The 20,066-nt window shown below is 36.6% G+C and carries 14 protein-coding genes and 1 riboswitch; of the genes, 5 read left to right on the top strand and 9 right to left on the bottom strand.

Annotated features, from left to right (window positions below):
* Positions 1 to 4: 4 nt before the first annotated feature.
* Positions 5 to 1,762: an aminodeoxychorismate synthase component I gene (gene pabB, locus CVD27_RS10620; RefSeq protein ID WP_101647882.1), complete on the bottom strand. Its 1,758-nt coding sequence runs from the start codon at positions 1,760 to 1,762 to the stop codon at positions 5 to 7.
* 243 nt (positions 1,763 to 2,005) lie between these two features.
* On the opposite strand from pabB, the gene CVD27_RS10615 reads away from it, so the two are divergent.
* Positions 2,006 to 3,175 (top strand): MFS transporter, encoded by a 1,170-nt coding sequence (locus tag CVD27_RS10615; RefSeq protein ID WP_219621298.1) that lies wholly within the window; start codon positions 2,006 to 2,008, stop codon positions 3,173 to 3,175.
* 93 nt (positions 3,176 to 3,268) lie between these two features.
* Here CVD27_RS10615 and CVD27_RS10610 read toward each other — a convergent pair whose 3' ends face one another.
* The 6 genes from CVD27_RS10610 to CVD27_RS10585 all read right to left on the bottom strand — a co-directional run bounded on the left by CVD27_RS10610 (position 3,269) and on the right by CVD27_RS10585 (position 12,656).
* Positions 3,269 to 4,591 (bottom strand): CitMHS family transporter, encoded by a 1,323-nt coding sequence (locus tag CVD27_RS10610; RefSeq protein WP_374703065.1) that lies wholly within the window; start codon positions 4,589 to 4,591, stop codon positions 3,269 to 3,271.
* Between the two features lie 131 nt (positions 4,592 to 4,722).
* Entirely contained in the window at positions 4,723 to 5,409 is a 687-nt protein-coding gene (locus CVD27_RS10605; protein ID WP_101647880.1) for a response regulator, read from the bottom strand.
* Positions 5,402 to 6,910, bottom strand: a complete 1,509-nt coding sequence (locus tag CVD27_RS10600) for an ATP-binding protein (RefSeq protein WP_257984324.1) — start codon at positions 6,908 to 6,910, stop codon at positions 5,402 to 5,404. Before CVD27_RS10600 ends, CVD27_RS10605 begins: the two co-directional genes overlap by 8 nt.
* Positions 6,911 to 7,141: 231 nt before the next feature.
* Positions 7,142 to 9,514 (bottom strand): polyprenyl synthetase family protein, encoded by a 2,373-nt coding sequence (locus CVD27_RS10595; RefSeq protein ID WP_180960223.1) that lies wholly within the window; start codon positions 9,512 to 9,514, stop codon positions 7,142 to 7,144.
* A 260-nt stretch (positions 9,515 to 9,774) separates the two neighbouring features.
* Complete coding sequence (locus CVD27_RS10590; RefSeq protein ID WP_180960222.1) at positions 9,775 to 11,817, bottom strand: immune inhibitor A domain-containing protein; 2,043 nt, start codon at positions 11,815 to 11,817, stop codon at positions 9,775 to 9,777.
* A gap of 476 nt (positions 11,818 to 12,293) precedes the next feature.
* Positions 12,294 to 12,656, bottom strand: a complete 363-nt coding sequence (locus tag CVD27_RS10585) for a hypothetical protein (RefSeq protein ID WP_101647876.1) — start codon at positions 12,654 to 12,656, stop codon at positions 12,294 to 12,296.
* 179 nt (positions 12,657 to 12,835) lie between these two features.
* Between CVD27_RS10585 and CVD27_RS10580 the strand changes: the two genes are divergently transcribed.
* From CVD27_RS10580 to CVD27_RS10570, 3 genes are read left to right on the top strand one after another with little or no spacing between them, the layout of a single operon-like run.
* Entirely contained in the window at positions 12,836 to 13,276 is a 441-nt protein-coding gene (locus tag CVD27_RS10580) for a MarR family winged helix-turn-helix transcriptional regulator (protein WP_101647875.1), read from the top strand.
* 5 nt (positions 13,277 to 13,281) lie between these two features.
* Positions 13,282 to 13,935, top strand: coding sequence for an HlyD family efflux transporter periplasmic adaptor subunit (locus CVD27_RS10575; protein WP_101647874.1), 654 nt, complete (start codon positions 13,282 to 13,284; stop codon positions 13,933 to 13,935).
* Positions 13,936 to 13,943: 8 nt separating this feature from the next.
* Positions 13,944 to 15,767, top strand: a complete 1,824-nt coding sequence (locus CVD27_RS10570) for a DHA2 family efflux MFS transporter permease subunit (RefSeq protein ID WP_101647873.1) — start codon at positions 13,944 to 13,946, stop codon at positions 15,765 to 15,767.
* 101 nt (positions 15,768 to 15,868) lie between these two features.
* On the opposite strand, the gene CVD27_RS10565 is transcribed toward CVD27_RS10570, so the two are convergent.
* Together CVD27_RS10565 and CVD27_RS10560 are read right to left on the bottom strand one after the other, a co-directional pair.
* Positions 15,869 to 16,633, bottom strand: a complete 765-nt coding sequence (locus CVD27_RS10565; RefSeq protein WP_257984323.1) for a L,D-transpeptidase family protein — start codon at positions 16,631 to 16,633, stop codon at positions 15,869 to 15,871.
* A gap of 166 nt (positions 16,634 to 16,799) precedes the next feature.
* Positions 16,800 to 18,164: an amino acid permease gene (locus CVD27_RS10560; RefSeq protein ID WP_101647871.1), complete on the bottom strand. Its 1,365-nt coding sequence runs from the start codon at positions 18,162 to 18,164 to the stop codon at positions 16,800 to 16,802.
* A gap of 166 nt (positions 18,165 to 18,330) precedes the next feature.
* Positions 18,331 to 18,408: riboswitch (glycine riboswitch) on the bottom strand.
* A gap of 250 nt (positions 18,409 to 18,658) precedes the next feature.
* Here CVD27_RS10560 and CVD27_RS10555 point away from each other — a divergent pair.
* On the top strand, positions 18,659 to 20,020 hold the full coding sequence (locus CVD27_RS10555) for a metallophosphoesterase (RefSeq protein WP_101647870.1): 1,362 nt from the start codon (positions 18,659 to 18,661) through the stop codon (positions 20,018 to 20,020).
* Positions 20,021 to 20,066: the final 46 nt, after the last annotated feature.

Genomic DNA, 20,066 nt, shown 5'->3' with positions numbered 1-20,066 from the left:
TTAGTCATTCAGTTTCTGCTATTTCGACTTCTAACCATTTACGCACACTGTTAATAAACCAAATTTTTGAGCTTTGCCGTAAGTCCGCAAAAGTTAACACTTTTTCACGTATGATTCCTTCCTTTATTAACATCTCTCGGAAAGTACCAGCCAAAAGGCCGCTGTTTACTGGAGGTGTCCATAATTCTCCGTCTATTTCAATGACAAGGTTCCCGTTGGTAAATTCCGTTAACTCCTCCTCTTTATTCCATAGTAATACATCAAAAACACCGGAAGGCTTGTCCGTTTGAAAATCAGTATAAATTGCACGATGGGTTGTTTTATGATAAACAAACGGATTTTCAGTATCAATTGGTTTTCCAGCAAGCATAATCTTTAATGGAGTCTGCAATTCGTTTACTGGATTTGCATCAAGTGTTACTCCATTTTCCTTAGTAACTAAAAGCCTCACTTTGAACTTGCCGCTGCTGTTTGGGACTGCGAATTCTTCCAGTTTCTGTTGGATTGCCTCCATTTGAATAGGGAATCCAAAATATTTTGCTGATCTTTTTAACCGATCTAAATGTTCATTTAATAAGTAATACTTCCCATATTCCAAAAGAAGACTTTCTAAAAGCTCAAACTCTGGTCGGTCTTCCTCTAATAAACTTGCTTTTGCAAGAACCTCGTCATATTCCCCTTCAGAGGTAGAATCCCAAGTGATCCCACCCCCAACGCCGTAAGTAGCTATACCAGATGTCTGATCAATCAGGACTGTTCTAATTGGTACATTGAAAACCGCTTCTTTACTTGGGGTTATAAACCCGATTGCCCCACAATATACCTCACGAGGTTCTGGTTCCAATTCAGCAATCATTTTCATCGTACTTACCTTGGGTGCACCGGTTATGGAAGCACAAGGAAAGAGTGCTTTAAAAACGTCTACAAGCTCTCTATTTTCAGCAATTTTCGCTGTAATGGTTGAAGTCATTTGAAAGACCGTTGGATATTGTTCAATGTCATATAGCTTTGGAACCTGAACAGTCCCTAATTCCGCAATGACAGATAAATCATTCCGCAGCATATCGACGATCATGACATTTTCTGCCCGATTTTTTTCGGAAAGATAAAGCCAACGGGCATTAGCCTCATCCTCATCGATGGATTTACCCCGCTTAATAGTTCCTTTCATCGGTCGAGTAGTGATTTTATCACCTTCTATACGGAAGAACAATTCGGGTGAGGCCGACAATACACACTGTTCACCCGTATTGATATAAGCACAATAATCGGAAGACTGCGCTTTTTTCAACTTCTGAAAAAGAGCAAAATCATCCCCCTCAAACTGGCTATAGAGCCGGATGGTATAGTTTGTTTGGTATGTGTCACCCCTCTCAATCCCTTGCTTAATAGCTTGGATGGATTGAGTATATTCTTTTATACTAACGGAAGGCTCCCATTTTGTTAATGTATAGGACCCTTGACTGCTAATGAAATCGTGTTCCGGTTCAGAAAATATCCCAAACCATAATAATGGTATCTTACTGTCTGAGTTAGTAATAAATGCCGCATCAAAAGCTGCCGCACTTTCGTACGTTAAAAATCCAGCGGCATAGTAACCGTTATTTACTTCTTCCTCGACAAGTTTAAAACATGGCAATACTTCATTTATAGTAAAAGCTGCAATTACTTTAATTGGCTTTCTAAATATTTGAGGCTTAATTTCGCCCTCTGAATTAGCAAATTCAAAAACTAACCATGGCTCTTTATATTTTGTATCCATCGTGACGTCCCTTTAATAATTATTTTTTCATATTATAAATAGTGACAATAATTAATCTGAAAAGCAACCCTTTTCCTTTTATTTTATCTACTATTATAATAGGTTAAAGAACATTGAAAGAAAAATGAAGGAGCTAATAATATGATTAACGTTTATAACGGACATATGCTTTACAGCTAGGTTTATATTGTTCAATTAAATGGAGAATCATGGTTCCCATAATTAATTGTTGAGGTGAACTTCTTGGGGGATAAATCCACTCGCATTTATTTATTATTTCTTAGTTTATATGCCGTCTCTTATATGGGGAATGCCGTCTACGGTACTTTTATGCCTGTTTACTTAAAAAGTATCGGATTGAGTCAGACGTCTATTGCTACTCTATTAAGCTTTGGCCCATTGATAGCAATACTAGCGCAACCTTTATGGGGAACAATCGGAGACCGGGCAGAAAGTAAAAACAAAGTCCTTCAATTACTGGCTTTGGGAAGTGCTGTTTCCATATTGTTGCTGCCGATTTCGAATCAGTACCTATATTTATTACTGATCATTTGCCTGGTCACCTTTTTTCAAACATCGATCAATCCTCTTAGTGACGCCATCACATTAGAACATCTAGCCCGGACTAAATGGAATTTCGGTCCGATTCGACTGGCTGGCACTATCGGTTTTGCGATCATGTCTGTTGCTTTTGGGGTAGTGGCAAAAAAGAATATTAATAGTATTTCTATCGTTTATTCCATGGTCATGCTGCTTACTTTTTTCATATGCACCCAATTGCCTAAAATAAAAGGTCATCAATCTAATAAAAACAAAGTTTCTCTGCTAATATTATTAAAAAACCGAAAGCTCATGTTGTTTACAATATTAAATTTTATCGTTCAGATTACGCTCGGGTATTACTACGCTTTTTTCCCTATTTATTTTAATCAACTGGGAGCTGATAATAGTTTGCTTGGCTGGTCGATGCTTTTCTCCGCTATAAGCGAGGTGCCCTTTTTACTTTTTGGTCATAAAATTATTAAGAGATTTAGTATACCAGTTGTCCTAGTTGCCACTGCCTTTTTCGCTGGACTGCGTTGGCTGTTCTGTTATTTTGTCCATAATCCAATTCTTGTTCTTCCAATTCAATTGCTGCATGGATTAATTTTTATTGTGCTATCCGTAACTCTTGCTATCTATATTAATCAAGAAGTACCTAAAGAGCTTAAGGCCTCTGGTCAAACGATGAATGGCTTGCTTAGTTTAGGTTTAGCTAGAATTATAGGAGGCATGGCAGGCGGGATTGCCAGTGAATATGTCGGAATGCGGCAAGTATTTTTATATAATGCCATTGCTGCTTTTATTGCCTTTATCGTTTTTATTTTTATTTTCTTAAAAGAGTCAAGGTCCATGCAAAAAGCAACCGTCTAAAAAAATGCTAAAAGACTGCTTATTTATCTAAGCAGTCTTTATTGGAATAAGATGTTTGGTAAGTATAGGACTCCTGGATTTTTTACAAGATTATTAGATTGGAATAATTGACAATACTAGTGCAACTAAAATCATTACTGCTGTAGAACCGCAGGCCCATTTTAAAAAGGAGCGCTGTAAATCACCGAAATCTTCTCCCACCATTCCGACTAGTAAATAGGTTGAAGGTACTAAAGGGCTTAATAAATGGACAGGTAACCCTAATAATGATGCACGGCCTATCATTGCCGGATCAACCCCATATGAGCTTGCAGCTTTTGCAAGAAGCGGAAGTACTCCATAATAAAATGCATCATTTGACATAAAGAAGGTAAATGGAGCACTAATAATGCCAGTAATTAGAGCAAAATGAGATCCTAATTCCGTTGGTATATGCGTGATCATCGTATTTGCCATAGCATCCACCATTTTTGTACCTGATAGAATACCAGTAAAAATACCAGCAGCAAAAACCATGGATACAACAGATAAGGCATTATCTGCATAATGCATGATCCGTTCTTTTTGTTCTGCTATATTTGGGTAATTAATGGTAATAGCAATGGCAAATCCAATCATAAATAAAACGGTACTAGGCAGCCATTCCTGAATGAGTGCAACTAAAAGGACAATAGTAAGCAGATAATTTATAACAATTAATTTTGGGCGTTTAAGATAAGCATCCTCTGTTGTGGCTGCCATCAAGGCAAGAGTACTATAGTCAATTTCTAAAACACCAATTCTTTTTCTCTCTTTCCTGCCAAGGACATAGGACATAAACAATACAAACAATACACCACCAACCATACTTGGTATTACAGGAGTAAAGATATCTCCCATTTCAAGATGCAGTGCGGTCATGGCTCTAGCAGTAGGACCTCCCCATGGCAGGAGATTCATGACACCTGATGCAGATACTGCGATTCCAGCTAGGACTAATGGTTTCATACCAATTCGTTTATACAAAGGCAGCATGGCTGAAATCGTTATCATATATGTAGTGGTTCCATCACCATCAAGAGAGATTAATAGTGCAAGGACGGCTGTTCCGATGGCAATTTTTACAGGGTCCCCTTTAACAAGTTTTAAAATGGTTGAAATAATAGGATCAAAGACACCCGCATCGATCATGATTCCGAAAAAGAGAATGGCAAAAAGAATCATAATTCCAGTAGGTGCGACGCTTTTTATCCCTTCTAGCGCCATTGGGCCCAAATCTTTACCAAATCCCCCAATTAAGGCAAAGATAACTGGCACAACCATGAGTGCAATCATTGCAGACAGACGTTTGGTCATTATTAAAATCATAAAAATAAGAATCATTAAAAATCCTAAAATCGCAAGCATTTTTCCCACCCCTTTTGTTAGTAAATTTATAATAATCTAAATATTCATTTGTGGAAACGTTTACAAAATAAAGTTATTAAAGTACTTAAAACTCTATTTTGTACATTATGTTCACAGCAAAAGTAGTTTCTGAAATACAAAGGAAGGTGCCTTTGGCACCTTCACAAAATAGGATAATACTTTCTTTCAGGCCTCCCAACGATTCCATAAACCACTTCAGCTTTTGCTTCACTATTGGAGGTTAAATACTCCAAATAACGTCGAGCGGTAATCCGGGAAGCCCCAATTTCTTTCCCTACTTCCTCAGCAGAGAACCCTTGATTTTTATTCAGAAGCACGTTTTTCACCTTTCCAAGCGTTATCTCATCAATTCCTTTAGGCAGCGAGTTGCCTTTTCCTTCACTTTCAATGACATTTTTACCAAACAAAAGGTCAATATATTGCTGATTTACCTCCTGTTCAGAAGAAAGGAGTGAGTATTTTTTTATATACTCTAAAATCACTTCATCAAATCTTTCCCTGTTAACTGGCTTGATTAAATAACTCTCGACACCGTAACTTAATGCTTTTTCAAGGAAAAGCTTGTCCGTTGCAGCCGTAATCATAATAATACTGACTTTTGGAAAACGCTCTCTTATAATGGGCAGCAGATCGGAACCAAGCATGTCAGGCATATACACATCTAAAATCAATAAATCAATTTCTTCTTCCCTGAGCAAATTTAAAGTCTTGTTACCATTCAAGGCCTTACCCACTACATCTATCTCCTTAAATTTCATTAAAAATTTTTCATGGATGTCGGCCACTCGAAAATCATCTTCTGCAATTGCTGCTTTTATTTTATGCATTTTCAGCTCTCCTCTCATATTGCTTTGGAAGATACACGGTAAAGACCGTTCCACTTTCTTGGTTACTATGGACTTCAATCATCCCATTCATTTCGACCACAGCTTCCTCCGCATTTGATAAGCCAAATCCTCTTGGTTTATCACCGCTTTTTGAAGTAAACCCTCTTTCAAATAAATGCGGAATATCATTTTCATTTATTCCTTTTCCGTTATCTGAAACTTCAAAAATGATATCACTGCCAATATCAGTAGCAAAAAATTTTACAGTAGGATGATGACTCTCAGAAACAGCTTCAAAGGCATTATCTATTAGATTACCGAGTATAACGATGAGGCTAGAAAGTTTAATATGGGTCGGTAAAATGTCCAAATAGCTTTCAGAAAGAATCTCAAACTTGATCTTTTTTTCAGAAGCTTTCCCTAGTTTCCCCAAAAGAATGGCTTGAACTTTCGATTCTTTAATCTGGTTAAATAAAATACTATTTTGAACCTGTAGTACCTGTGTTTCCGCTTGGATCATTGCAAGTGCCTGTTCATATTCACCTAGTTGAAGGAGGCCAGATAAAACATACAACTTATTCGTGTATTCGTGTGTGTGGGCACGCAGGTCTTCCGAATAACTTTTTACTTCTGAAAGAGTGTTTACCATTTGCTCAATTTCGGTTTTATCACGAAAGGAAGCAACTACACCACTTATTCCCGTTTCGTCAGGAAGTGGCGTACAATTGACGATTACTGTTTTATCTTTCCAATTGATTTCTTTATCTACTAGTGGAATTCCTGAATTTAGAACTTCAAATAAATACGTCGACGGAAAAAGTCCATCGACTTTTAAATGACGTACAGAGCCTTTAATTTGCAAAAGCTTCTTTGCCGGTTGATTCATCATCGTGATAAATCCAGCTCTATTAATGGATAAAATCCCCTCTTTTACGCCATGAAGCACGGCATTCTTTTCTTTATATAACACAGCAATTTCATAGGGTTCAAGACCCATCGTATCTTTACGAATATTTCGTCCTAGCAGAATACTGCCAAAAAATGAAATAATTAGAGCAAAAATAGAAACTAGGATTACTTTTATGATATTTTTGGTGATTTGCTGATGGACATCTTCTAATAAAAATCCTACTGATACAACTCCGATTACTTCTCCCTTTTTGTTAAAAATTGGCGATTTACCTCTAATAGAAGGGCCTAGTGAACCGTTGGCTTTAGAGATATAGTATTTTCCTTTTTTTATGGCCTTTTGATTATCTCCACCCTTCATTTTTTTTCCAATCATAGATTGTAACGGATGAGAGTATCTTGTACCATCGATGTTTCCGACAACGACAAATTCAGCACCAGTTTCTTTCCGGACTTTTTCTGCTAATGGCTGGATTATTTTTGTGGGATTGCTAGATTGCACCCCATTGATAATGGTTGGCATAAATGATACCGTTTTCGAAATTTCAAGCGCCAATTTCCCCTTATTTTCCTCAATTTGCTTACTTTCCATATAACTATAAAAAGAGGACATTAAAAGGATTAACAATAATCCCAATAATAGTGCCAGCCCAAAGATTTTTGTCTGAAGTGATATATTTTTTGTTTTCAGGCAGCAAACCTCCCTATGAAACTATAATAAAAAACTTAGATTCATTATATCCTTAAATGATAGAGATTTCTTATTAAAAAACAAAAAAACTACCATAAAGATAGTTATTTTGTATTTATTCGACTTTCAAATTTAATGATCACGACTCACCATATAATTCATTAAATGTTTGAGAAAAGAGGTATTACGGGGGACCTCCTTCAATGCTTCTATGGCAAAACAGTAATGTTCCCACATCTCTTTTCTAGCGCCTTCTTGACCTAGGATTGATACAAAGGTCGAATTTTTGTTTTCTGAATCCTTATAAAGAGGTTTACCTATAATGGATGGATCTCCTTCAACATCAAGTAAATCATCCTTAATCTGGAAGGCAATCCCAGCATGATAAGCAAATTTTTTTAAGGCCTCCATTTCGGATTCGCTAACCTTAGCAAGCATGGCTGGCATAATGAGCGAGGCTTCAAAGGCAATTCCCGTTTTGTAAAAACACATCAAATTTAACTGTTCATGTGATAATTCTTTTCCTTTTGAATCCAAGTCCATTGCCTGGCCCATGCACATAACTTCTGTGACTTGAGCCGAGTATTGAATCAAACGAAGCACCGTTTTGGCATCGAACTCATCAAGATAGGTTTGCTCCTCAATCGCTCGCTGTGTCAAAAAAAGACCCGTTAATTCCGCTACGGCAATGTTATATTCTTTATGCACCGTAAGACGTCCCCTGCGTGTGGATGAATCATCTTGCGATGGCAGATCATCGTAAATTAAGGATGCGGTATGCATATATTCCAATGATTTCAATAGAGGGATGATGGCCGACTGATTTAATCCATATTCATTAACACTCATAACCCACGTGATGATTGGCCTTAATCTCTTTCCATCACCTTCAAGACTGTAATTTGCGGCTTTTATAATGATGTCTTTCAAAAGAGGAACATTTTCCGTATTTGAGATACGCAAAGTTTTGTTAATCTGAATCCGGACGGCTTTGATCGTTTCTAAAAAATCTTCCTGTTCCTTCCTTTCATTTTTCAGGCTAGTAATCATATGGTCACGGAGAAGCTTATCAAAGAAATCCACATCATCTGCTTTTTGTACCATTTTTTGTATCACCTGATTAAATTTAGGAATTCCTGAAGCAAATAAATTCATTACTTCATTATATTTTTCAGTTCCCAATCGTACTTTAAATCTTTTCAAACCGTTTATGGCACGATCGAGGATGACTTCGCGGGTCTTTTTGTCGGAATAATACACATTATGGATTAAATGAGAGATAACAGCCCAATATAATTCGAAGGGATTAATCAGATCCGGACGCTCGGTATGATATTTTAGATAATACGTATAAGGAGTGACCGCTCCCTCTTTTAAATCATCAAACATATCAGCAAAATCATCCGCCAATTGATTATAAATACCATAAAAGAATGTCCGATTATCAAAGCCTTCATCTTCAGGAGCGCTGATGACGGAACGAACAATTAATCTCGAAGAGGATGCCTTTAAGATAACAGGGATATAAAGCTCTTCATTAGTATAATTAGACTCGGTCAAGTCCTTTTCTCTATCCACTTCCTGAGAGTTAAAAAACACATAGGATTGCTCAAAAAAGGATTTTAATGTTTCTGGAAGCTGTTCACTTTTAATATATTCATAGGCATCTTTCAGCTCTGAATGAATAAATTGAATCAGGTTTTCGTTTTCCCCAGTCCATTTACCCAAGTCAGGTACTACCCCAGTAATAAGTGTGGTACGAATTAATTGGGAATACCGCTTCTTTTCTAAATCGGACAAGACGTTGGAATCGAGAAGATCGTCAATGAAAGGATAGGTTAGACCATATGAATAGCCAAGCCTGATAGCTTTGTCCAGCCGTTGCTTCCGCTCTTCTTGAGGTACTTTATTGTCCATGTCGTCAACCACGTGCATGATTACTCCGGCAATAATCTTTATTAGTTTTCGCTGGGCATGATCGGCATCCATCCCCTCTGGAACATTGACGGAAACCGTTTTAAGTTTATCCAATAGCCAGATTATTGTAGATTCAATACCTTCCCTCTGGGCCCACCGGTACAAACTTGCCATGCTAAACGACTCTGTCTCCTCTTTTTGGAAATCAGTCAGTTTTTTTCTCAAGTTGTCAACTGCACGGCGGATCCTTGATTGGGTGTCAAGAGAATCGAGTGCTTTGCCCAGATCTCTCATATATATATATGAAATACTGCGATCCAGGTAATTATCCAGTTTGCCTGTATAATCGAGCCATCGAATGTAATTGTAATAACCATGGGAATTATTTTTTTTCTTCTTACGTGAAAAGATAGATAAGATGGGATGATGATGAATATGGGTTTGTTTCCATGATTGAAAATCTTTAATTAGGACTGGAACGTAGGTCTTGTTCAAGACCTGGTGATATAGTGAGTGAAAATAGTGAGCAGCCCGCTGCTCTGCCAACTGATAACTGGTATCGGTTTTTTTGATTAATTCCTCATTCATCCTATACACTACCTCAACTTAGTGGTCTCTTACATTTTTAAAAATATATTTATGTATAATCCTGAACAAACATCATTATAACCAGAAAAAACTTTATATTTTTTTCAATCCCTATTAAATCTAAGAATTAATTATTATTATACTATGATTTAAATGGAACATTTATTAAATTCAGCAATGGCTATATAGCGAGAGAAAGAAAAACCCGACTAAACTTCTCCAATAGTCGGGTCTTTCTTATGGTTTGGTCTATGATTTTCTTACTTTGATTTCTTGCTTGTATTTTTCATGACCACGTCATAATTATAATCGACGCTTCCATTCTTACCTTCAGGAGCAGCGTACGTTGTCATCATCACTACTTTTTCAAACTCTGCACTGCGTAACATATTCTTTAAATCTAAGCGATCAGCTTCAGACATATTTACCAGGCTTGGGAATCGGATGACTTTTACATGGCTTTCGGTTCCGTTTGCAGCCCCCTTCTTATACCCAATAAATTGCACTTGATAATTAACATACTCTTTTGTTGCCTGTTCTAGACTCATAAAGCCAGATGTATCCTCCATCTTATCAATAAGATTCCCGTTTAATTGGAGATTTGACAAGTACCAGCCTGCCTCATTGAACCCCCAATCCGTCAGATAACGGAAACCAAGCAATATCTTTTGACCTTTATATTGGCTAAGGTCAAATGTCTCTGTTTTCCATCCATTTGAGCTGCCTGTAAACCCAGGTAAATTCTCCTTGATTTTTGGATAACCACCATTCACAAGATCACTACGGGTATCTGCATTGGAAAGGGAAGTCCATGTTTTCCCATTATCGGTTGAAACCTGTACCGCTCCAAAATCCCACTGCTCTTCAATGTCATATTTTGTATCAAAGGAGACAGCAGCTTGAGTAAGATTCGTCAAATCAAGTTCTTTGATAAGGAAATTGTCAGCTTGGTCCCCTTCATTACTCCAAAGAACCTTTCCTCTCGTTGGATCCTCAGCAGATGTCCATTTTGTTGATAAGAAATCTAAGCCTTTAAAGTACAAATGGTCTATTTTCTTATCAGGAATAATGGTTTTTAAGTCTGTACCCCAGGCTGGCACTATATTATCTTGTTTCACTGCTGAAATATTCGGCTTTAAATCTATTAAATTGTACTTAAACGTATTACTACCTAAATATTTTCCATCTACCATTACTGCTGTCATATAATCTTGATAAAGTGTGGCGAAATCCTCTTTCGCACCTATCTCTTTTAATGATTCATTAATTCCAGAAATACCTTGCCTTTGATTTTTGAATTCTGCTTGAATAAATGGCTCTCCAAATCTTTCATATAAGTAAAGTTGGAAAAGATAAGCAGTACCATAGTCTCCTAGTATTTGCAGATCACTTTGGTCCCCCCAAATTGTTAATGAATTCCGAAGATTATTCATAAAGAACTCTACATGTTTGGTGGAATGACCGTATCCTACCAGATACTGAGCAAAATCTGATAATCCTTCATTAACAAAATTTTCTTCAGCAGCGTCTGAATCACGGTGTAGCAGATGCTGAAATTCATGAGCAAATACCCCTTCATACAAATATGGATTTGCTGAATTAGGACCGGTTCTATTTACCCAGTCATAGGCATCGATGGTCATTACATTTCGGTCAGCAAAATCACTTATGCTAGGTGAGAAATAACCGGCTATGTAACTAGGATAATTAGGGTTATAGTAGCTAGCATCTTTAATATTGTCGATCAATATTACCGTTCTTCCACTTTTATCCTTATACCATCCATTATAACCATCCTCACCAGTTCTTTCTTTTGGCTTTCCAAAAAACGAAGTCTCTTTTTCATACATATTGTTATCAAATTGATTTAATAAGTAATTTACCTGTTCATCAGATATGGCAACTTTCCCGTTCCTAGGATCATTTGTAGGATAGCTTAAGTTATTAGCTACCCAGACCTCTCCATATTTACCAACTGCTCGTAGGGTAAAATCTGTTAAGGTATATTTTGCAGTATAATCATTATTTGTTAACCACTTTTTCACAATCCCTACATTCTCTTGAGTGAGGGTATTAGATGAACTGCTAGTTTGACTAGTCTCTGTGCTAGAACCTGAAAGGTCAATTTTATTCGCCTCTTTCGCCTCTTCAAGGGATTCAGATCGAAGTTTTGAACCGACATCTTGTATACTAGGATTCGCATTATATCCCTGCGTTTGCCCGCTAACGATGCTAGAAGGCAGAATAATACTACTGGCAAGTGCAGTAGTAGATAAAATAGCCCAGACCTTATTTTTTCTCAAAAGAATCATTCCTCTCTATTTCAAGAAATTCACAATGAGTAAAACTTTTAAGCTACCATATTTAGTTTGTTCATAGGGTGTAAGTTTTCAGATTTGAATCGTCTAAGAAAATTCGAAGTAATGTGCAGGTGAGATTTTTGACATAAAGAATTAATTTAAAATTCCTTAAATAAGGATAGATGGAGAAAATGAAAGGTAGATAACTAAGGTGACTTTGATAATGATTTAGCACAATAATTTTAGATCACGGCATCACCACCTTTAGTCTATTAATAATTTAATGACTACTAAAATTGTAACTTATGTAATTTAATGTAAAACACTTTATTAAGAACATTATATGATGAATGACATATCTGGTAAAGTGTATTTTTAGTTTATTCAGTAAAATAAGATAATATTGAACTAGCATACATAAATATATATTACCGAAAGCCTGTTCCTTTCAGGTTGGAACAGGCTCTTTTTTAAATATTCTAAGCATAAGTTTCCGTTCCGCTAACTAATTGAAGTAAGTCCTTTAATATATAAAGTCTTGACGTTAAAAGATAAAGCTCTTCGTAGTTTTTTCTAACGTATTCATCTATGATGTCCATTCCCTTTTTGAAACAGTCAACTAAGTAATAAGTATACTTTCCGTCCCATGAGTACTGATTGATTCTAAGAAGTTCGTCGGCGATAATCTGAAACTTAAACTCCTCAACAAACAATTTTACTTGATACAATTTATCAGAATGAAACCTAAAGTTGTTTTTTTGCTCGTGGTTTTTTTGTACATACCTGATAAAATCATTGATATTTTCAGCTAACATATTTGCCTTTTGCATCTCAATTTTCATTAACACTTCCCCTTTTGTATAAAAAAATCCCTTTAAGAAGAGTTTATGATTACATCCAGTAACCTGACACCACATCATTTAAGTTGACAAATTTTCCTGTCTACAATTATAATTTATTTCGCACACGAAATATTCTTATCGATAATATTAGATTGTAGAATGAAAGGGGGGCTAATAAAATGGATATTCTAAACAATGAAATTTTAGTTAGTTTTATCGAAATCAACAAAGCCTACAATAGACTTGTGAAATTTGATGCAGAAAGATTAGGCATCACCCCTGTACAATTAAAGGCTTTATACAAAATTAACTACAATCCTAATATCAGTTTAGGAGAACTCGCTGAAAAATTAAGACTGACTAACAGTACCGTTAGCGGGGTAATTGACCGCCTCGTCCATAGCGGCTTAGTTGAAAGAGTGGTACCACCAGGAGATAGAAGGAGTGTCTCTATTCGTTTAACAGATGAAGGAAGGAAAACATTAGATCAATTTAATTCTTCTGATTCTATGCTAATGAAGAAGATGAAAGAAGTCTTTGAACTACCTGAAGAGGAAATCTCGCACTTGCTGCGACTTCATAAACTGGTTTTAGAAAAGCTATCTATAGAGGAGGAATAATTTTAATGAGTACGAGACGTTTACTTTTAGTCAACATTATTATCTTAATTATCCTAGTAGGTGGAGGTTTTGCAGGTTACGCCTACTATAATAAAACTGTTAATTATTTAACAACGGATAATGCGCAAATCGCTGGACAACAAGTATCCATCGCTGCCCCTGCAAACGGAAAATTAACAGGTTGGAATGGTAAAGTTGGGGATCGTTTTTCTAAAGATGATACTATTGGTACAATTTTAACAACAGGAACTGATGGGCAGCCGACAGAAATGAAAGTCACTCTTCCAACAGACGGGACCGTTGTACAAAGCAGCGCTGTTCAAAATTCATTCGTAGCAGCTGGAACCCCGCTTGCTCAAGTATATGATTTAAATAATTTATGGGTAACAGCAAACATTGATGAAACAAAGATTGATGAAATTGCCGTAGGACAGGATGTTGACATTTTTGTAGATGCTTTCCCTAATTCAACCTTAAAAGGCAAAGTACAACAATTAGGACTTGCGACAGCAGGTACGTTTTCATTATTACCAAGCTCCAATAACACAGCAAACTACACAAAGGTTACACAAGTGGTTCCTGTCAAAGTATCAATTGATGACAATAAAGGTGTAGGAATTGTTCCTGGTATGAACGTGACCGTGCGAATTCATAAGTAGGTGATAAGATGTCAATATATATCACGGTTTATGCCCTTTTATGTATTTTGGTACTTCTGTTAATCAATTTTGGTGTAATGAAACAAAAAAAATCAAAAAAAGGTCAAGCAGAAGTAAAAAAATTAGAGACAGACAATATCTCTCATGCAGAAATGATTGATAAAAAGCAGATTGATCAAGATTTATCTAGTCAAGTAGAAGAAATGCTTGAAGATAATGCAATAGCCGAACCGGCTTTGGAGTATGTTCAAGCCGAAGTACAACCGAAGGAAGAAATCATTAAAGAATCGAAACAAGCAGAAAGAGAAACTGAAAAATCTTCAGGAACCGGAAAAATTCTTACAGCCTTAATGCTGGGCGCATTTGTCGCGATTCTTAACCAAACATTACTTAATGTAGCTATTCCACATATTATGAATGATTTAGGAGTTTCTGCAAGTACTGTACAATGGTTATCAACAGGTTATATGCTTGTTAACGGAATTCTAATTCCAGTTACAGCTTATTTAATTGAGAAATTTGGAACTAGGAAACTTTTTATTGCTGCGATTTTTCTATTTACCTTGGGTTCATTAGTATGTTCCCTATCATTAAACTTTACGATGCTGATGGTAGGACGTGTCATTCAAGCGAGCGGTGCGGGTATCATTATGCCCCTCTTGATGACTGTCTTTTTCGCCCTCTTCCCTCCTGAAAAACGCGGGAAGGCCATGGGGCTTATGGGCGTTGTTATGATCTTTGCTCCTGCAATCGGTCCAACCTTATCCGGGTGGCTGATTGGGCATTATTCATGGAGATTATTGTTTGATATTGTTATTCCAATTGGTATACTTGATTTGATATTTAGCTTCTTGTGGATGAAAGATGTAACTAAAACAACGAATCCTAAATTTGATTTCCCAGGTTTATTATTTTCTACATTAGGTTTTGGATTTTTGTTATATGGATTTAGTGAAGCAGGAAGTGATGGCTGGGACAGTTCAACTGTTGTCGTTTCCTTAACTGTCGGAGCTATTTTTATCCTGGCATTTATCTGGCGTGAACTTACTACTGATAAACCAATGTTAGATCTTAGAGTATTTAAATATGATATTTTCGCATTAACCACTATTATTAGTATGATTGTCAACATGGCCATGTTTGGTGCGATGATCTTACTCCCAATATACTTGCAAAATATTCGTGGCTTTACTGCCTTAGAATCAGGTTTACTGATGCTGCCAGGTGCCATTATAATGGGAATAATGTCACCGATCTCAGGTGCACTGTTTGATAAAATCGGTGCGAGATGGCTTGGAGTTATAGGTTTAACTATAACGGTGATTACTACTTGGCAATTTACGAAATTAAGTATGACAACTAGTTACACCCATCTCCTACTCCTATATGTATTTAGGATGTTTGGAATGTCATTCATTATGATGACGATCATGACGGAAGGTTTAAATCAATTACCTCGTCACCTTGGAGCACACGGTACTGCTGCCTCTAACACAGCAAGACAAATTGCCGGCAGTATTGGTACTGCCTTCCTTGTTACCGTTATGACAACAAGGTCAGGGGTACATTATGGTGAGTATACAAATACAATCACTAGCGGTAATTCCTTTATCGCGGGTCAATTTTCACAACTTACTCAAATGTTATCAGGTTTAACACACATGCCCACGGCTGCCGGGAAACAACTAACTACCTATGTAATCTATGGGCAAGTAATGAAACAAACAACGATAGATGGGATAAATGATGCCTTTATAGTTGCTACCATTATTGCATTCATAGCCTTAGTTTTAGTTTTCTTTGTAAAACGGGCGCAAATAAAGGAACAGTAAAATTCAGGAGACGTTTAAGGCTTACCATTACTTGGTAAGTCTTTTTTATATGGGTGTAAAAATATAGCTGCCCAGCATCGAGCAGCTTACATCTTAGATGGCTATTTTAGTCCTAGCGCTTTTTTAGTTATAGGACCAACGATCCCATCCACTTGTAAATGATTTGCTCTTTGGTAACTACGGACTGCACTATCCGTATTGGGTCCAAAGATGCCATCAATCCCTTTGGTGTTGAAGCCAATAGATGTCAACTTCTTTTGAAGGGTCACCACAGCTGGCCCACGGCTGCCTCTCTTGAGAATTTCCCCACTTGTCGTCACAGGGACAGAAGGAGTACTTTTCCCGCCTTTTAATCCGTTGGCCACAGCGATGGCATCAAAAGAGCTTTTTGAAGTGGTAATAACTACTGGAGTATTAACAGGGACCTGATTAAATAGCCATTCTACTTCATTATCATACATCCGAACACATCCACTGCTCACATACCCACCAATAGAGCTTGGGTTATTATTTCCATGAATCCCATAGGTCGTTCCCCAGGTTCCACGTGCATTCAAACCCATCCATCGATTACCTAGCGGGTTGCGAGGATCGCCACCTGGAATGTGACCTGTGTAGTATGGACGATTAACAATCTTGTTTACAATTTTGAACTTGCCTTCAGGAGTTAATGAACGGCTTCTCCCTGTCCCCACTTTAAATTGCCTTTTCAACTGACCGTTTTCATAGTAAGCTAGCCGGTTGATTGCTTTATTAATAATAATAAATTTGTTGACTGTCGCCGCTGAACTAGAAGGTACACCAAAACATAGGCTAAATAACAAAAGAAAAGCTACACTAAGAAAAATGAACCATTTTCTTTGCAATTTGATCCCCCCAACATCCATAAAAATTACTAATCCGTGTATTTTATGTTGGCAAGGCAATTCCACATTACAAATTTATGAGTCAAATTTCATGTTAGTTAAGTCTGTGTTAACTAAAAGAACGAACCCGTTCTTTTAGTTGCGGGTTCGTTCTTTGCTTTAACCATTAGGCGGATATTCTTATATTCTTATCCTTATTCCTTTTTAAAGAATACAAGGTAATTAATAGGATGAACCAGATTGGTGTCAATAATAAAGCTGTCCGAGTTGCTTCTGCAAATAGCATTACAACTAGAATACCAGCAAATAACGCTAGGACAGCATAATTAATAAATGGTGTAAATGGAGCTTTAAAAGTAGATTTTTTTCGTAAATCTGGCCTTGTTTTACGGTACCTTAAATGACAGACTAAGATAATGCCCCAAACCCAGATAAAACAGATCGCACTGATGGTTGTAACAATACCAAAAGCTTGTTCAGGAATCAGCTTACTTAAAAGGGCCCCGACTGATAAAACTAGTGCTGAAACTAATAAAGCATTACTTGGTACATAATTTTTATTTAATTTAGAAAATGGCGCAGGTCCTTGGCCTTTAGAGCTTAAGTTAAATAGAATTCGGCTAGTTGAAAACAAACCACTGTTGCATGCTGAGGCCGCTGATGTTAAAACGACGAAATTAATAATTCCAGCTGCAATCGGAATCCCTACTAAACTAAACGTTTTTACAAAAGGACTGTTATCAGCATTTAATTGTGTCCATGGATTTATACATAAAAGAATAAAAAGTGCCCCAACATAAAAAAATAGAATCCTTACTGGAATTTTATTAATGGCCGAAGGGATATTTTTTTGTGGATTAGATGTCTCTGCTGCAGAAACTCCCACCAGTTCAACACCCACATAGGCAAAAACGACCATTTGAAAGGAAAGTAAAAAGCCTGACACACCATGCGGAAAAAGACCGCCATATTCCCATATATTTTTTACAGAAACCCTACCTGCTTCTGTCTTGAAACCTATCACCAGTAAAATTACCCCAATTCCAATCAATGCAAGGATTGTAATAACTTTAATAATGGCAAACCAAAATTCTAACTCTCCAAAGAGCTTTACCGTTAATAAATTTAGCCCCAATAACAAGACTAAGCATATGATTGCAGGAACCCACTGCGGGATATCAAACCAATACTGAACATAAACTCCAACGGCAATAATATCGGCCATGGCTGTCATGATCCAACAGAACCAATACGTCCATCCAGTGACATAACCAGCCCAAGGTCCAATGTAATCTTCAGCAATATCTGTAAAGGACTTATAGCCTGCTTTTGATAACAAAAGTTCCCCTAATGCCCTCATAACAAAGAAACATGCAATTCCAACTATACAATAAGCAAACATAATAGATGGTCCTGCCAACTGAATGGCTTTTCCAGATCCTAAAAATAAACCCGTTCCAATCGTTCCACCAATAGCAATTAATTGCACATGCCGGTTTTTTAAATCCCTTTTTAATTCTTGTTGTGCCACTTTAAACTCCCCCTAATGGTAATTATTTTTCTTCCTATCCATGTGAACTGCTGAACAAGAAGTAAACCAATAAAAAAGAGATTGGAATTTTTCTCCAATCTCTAAAGGGCGTAAGAATATCAAATAATATCTATTACTCTATTTGTGGTAGAATAATAAATAATCTTCGTACTCTTCTGTCCTTTTGCCTGAGATTGTGAACCCTTCGGCGCCGCAAAGTTGCGGTCTCTCCAGAAGCTGCTCCTGCTATAGTGTGATCCATAGCAATCATAGCTTGCTAAATATTAAATTTTTTAAAATTTAAAGAATGATGCATTTAGCATTCATACTCAAAACCTAAACTATTGTTGAATAATTTATAATTTTAGTAGTGTTTATTAAATTTGTCAATAAAAAAATAATCTTTTAATATTATCTATAATCACAATAAAACATCGTTTGATTTCAAAACAAACGTTTCTTTCGTCTACTTTAAATGGAAGGAGATTTGAAAAGTGCTTATTTTCATTAGTGATTTACACCTTATGGACCATACAGCAGGCAGACACCAACTAGAAGCTGCCACTTTTAGGGATATCTTCAAGGAGCTCGGGTATCAAGCCCAAGAAGCTGTTAGTCCTTTTGAACCTCAGAATCAAGAGATTATAATTGTTTTGTTAGGCGATATTTTTGACCTGATACGCACAGAATCATGGTTTTTTCAGAAGAATACTGGCGAACAAATAGATTTAAAGGATCGCCCTTGGGGTAACCCATCGAAAAAAACAGAAGAAATTGCCAATGACATTTTAAACAATATTATCAAAGAGAATGAAGAAATATTTTCTATCCTTGCAGGAAAAGAGTGGAAAACTTTGGGTTTCCCTAAAAAACCTGAAATTATGTATCTTCAAGGGAATCATGATCGATTATGTAATGTCTATCCTTCATTAAGAGAAAAGGTCATTAACATATTAGATCTTAAGGACCAATTACCAAGTAATCCGTTTCCAAACTACTTAAAAGCTGAAGAATATGGAGTATATGCAAGACATGGCCACGAGTGGGACCCGTTTAATTTTGAAGGTGACTACCTTACTCCATCCAATTATTTTAAGACGCCTATTGGAGATGTTATTGCTTCAGAAATAGCCTCAAAGCTTCCAATTGAAGTTGGCAGAAGACTTCGGAACACTGAGCTTCCAGAAAAAGATGTTATTCAAATATGTAACAATTTCCGAAATTTATTCGATGTGAGACCGTTATCAGCCATTATTCCTTGGCTTTCTTTTCAAGTTCAAAGATACGAAAAATATGGAGAAAATGTTCAACAGGCAATCAATGCCGCTTTTCGTCAAATCGGAGATGAATTTATGGAGATTCCATTTGTTAAGGACTGGATTAAAAGAAATGATCAATTTTGGAACCCACTTGATCAAGCTGATTTAATTCAGATATTAGGAACCGTTCTAAAAAACTTTAATGTCGGTAATTCTGAAGGGAAGCTTAAATTGTTTGAAAAATTGAATCAACTGAAAGGCTTATGGTCGCAAGATCAATATCTGATAGGGGCAAAGAAAGATTTTGAAACATTATCAAGTCGATACTCTTATGTTCTGTACGGACATACTCATATACCTTTTCAGTACCCTATTGATGTACTAATGGAAAAAGGAAGTTCAAAACCAACTGAACAGGTTTATTTGAACACTGGTACATGGCGTCCAAGTTATTTTCAATCCTTAACAGGAAGAGGTTTTACAACCTGGAACCACCTTACATTCACCACTATTTATAAACCTGGTGAAATCATGGATGGTCAAGTGGTTCATACTCCAACATTTAATACATGGACTGGATACATGAAGAAAGTATAATTCCCTATCAAAAAATCTTTTAAAAAATGGATGGTGCCACACACCA

Origin of the sequence: Neobacillus cucumis (assembly GCF_002860255.1) — a bacterium.
GTDB classification, from domain to species: domain Bacteria; phylum Bacillota; class Bacilli; order Bacillales; family Cytobacillaceae; genus Neobacillus; species Neobacillus cucumis_A.
The sequence above is the reverse complement of the archived record's forward strand: the minus strand, read 5'-3'. Positions and strand labels throughout refer to the sequence as shown.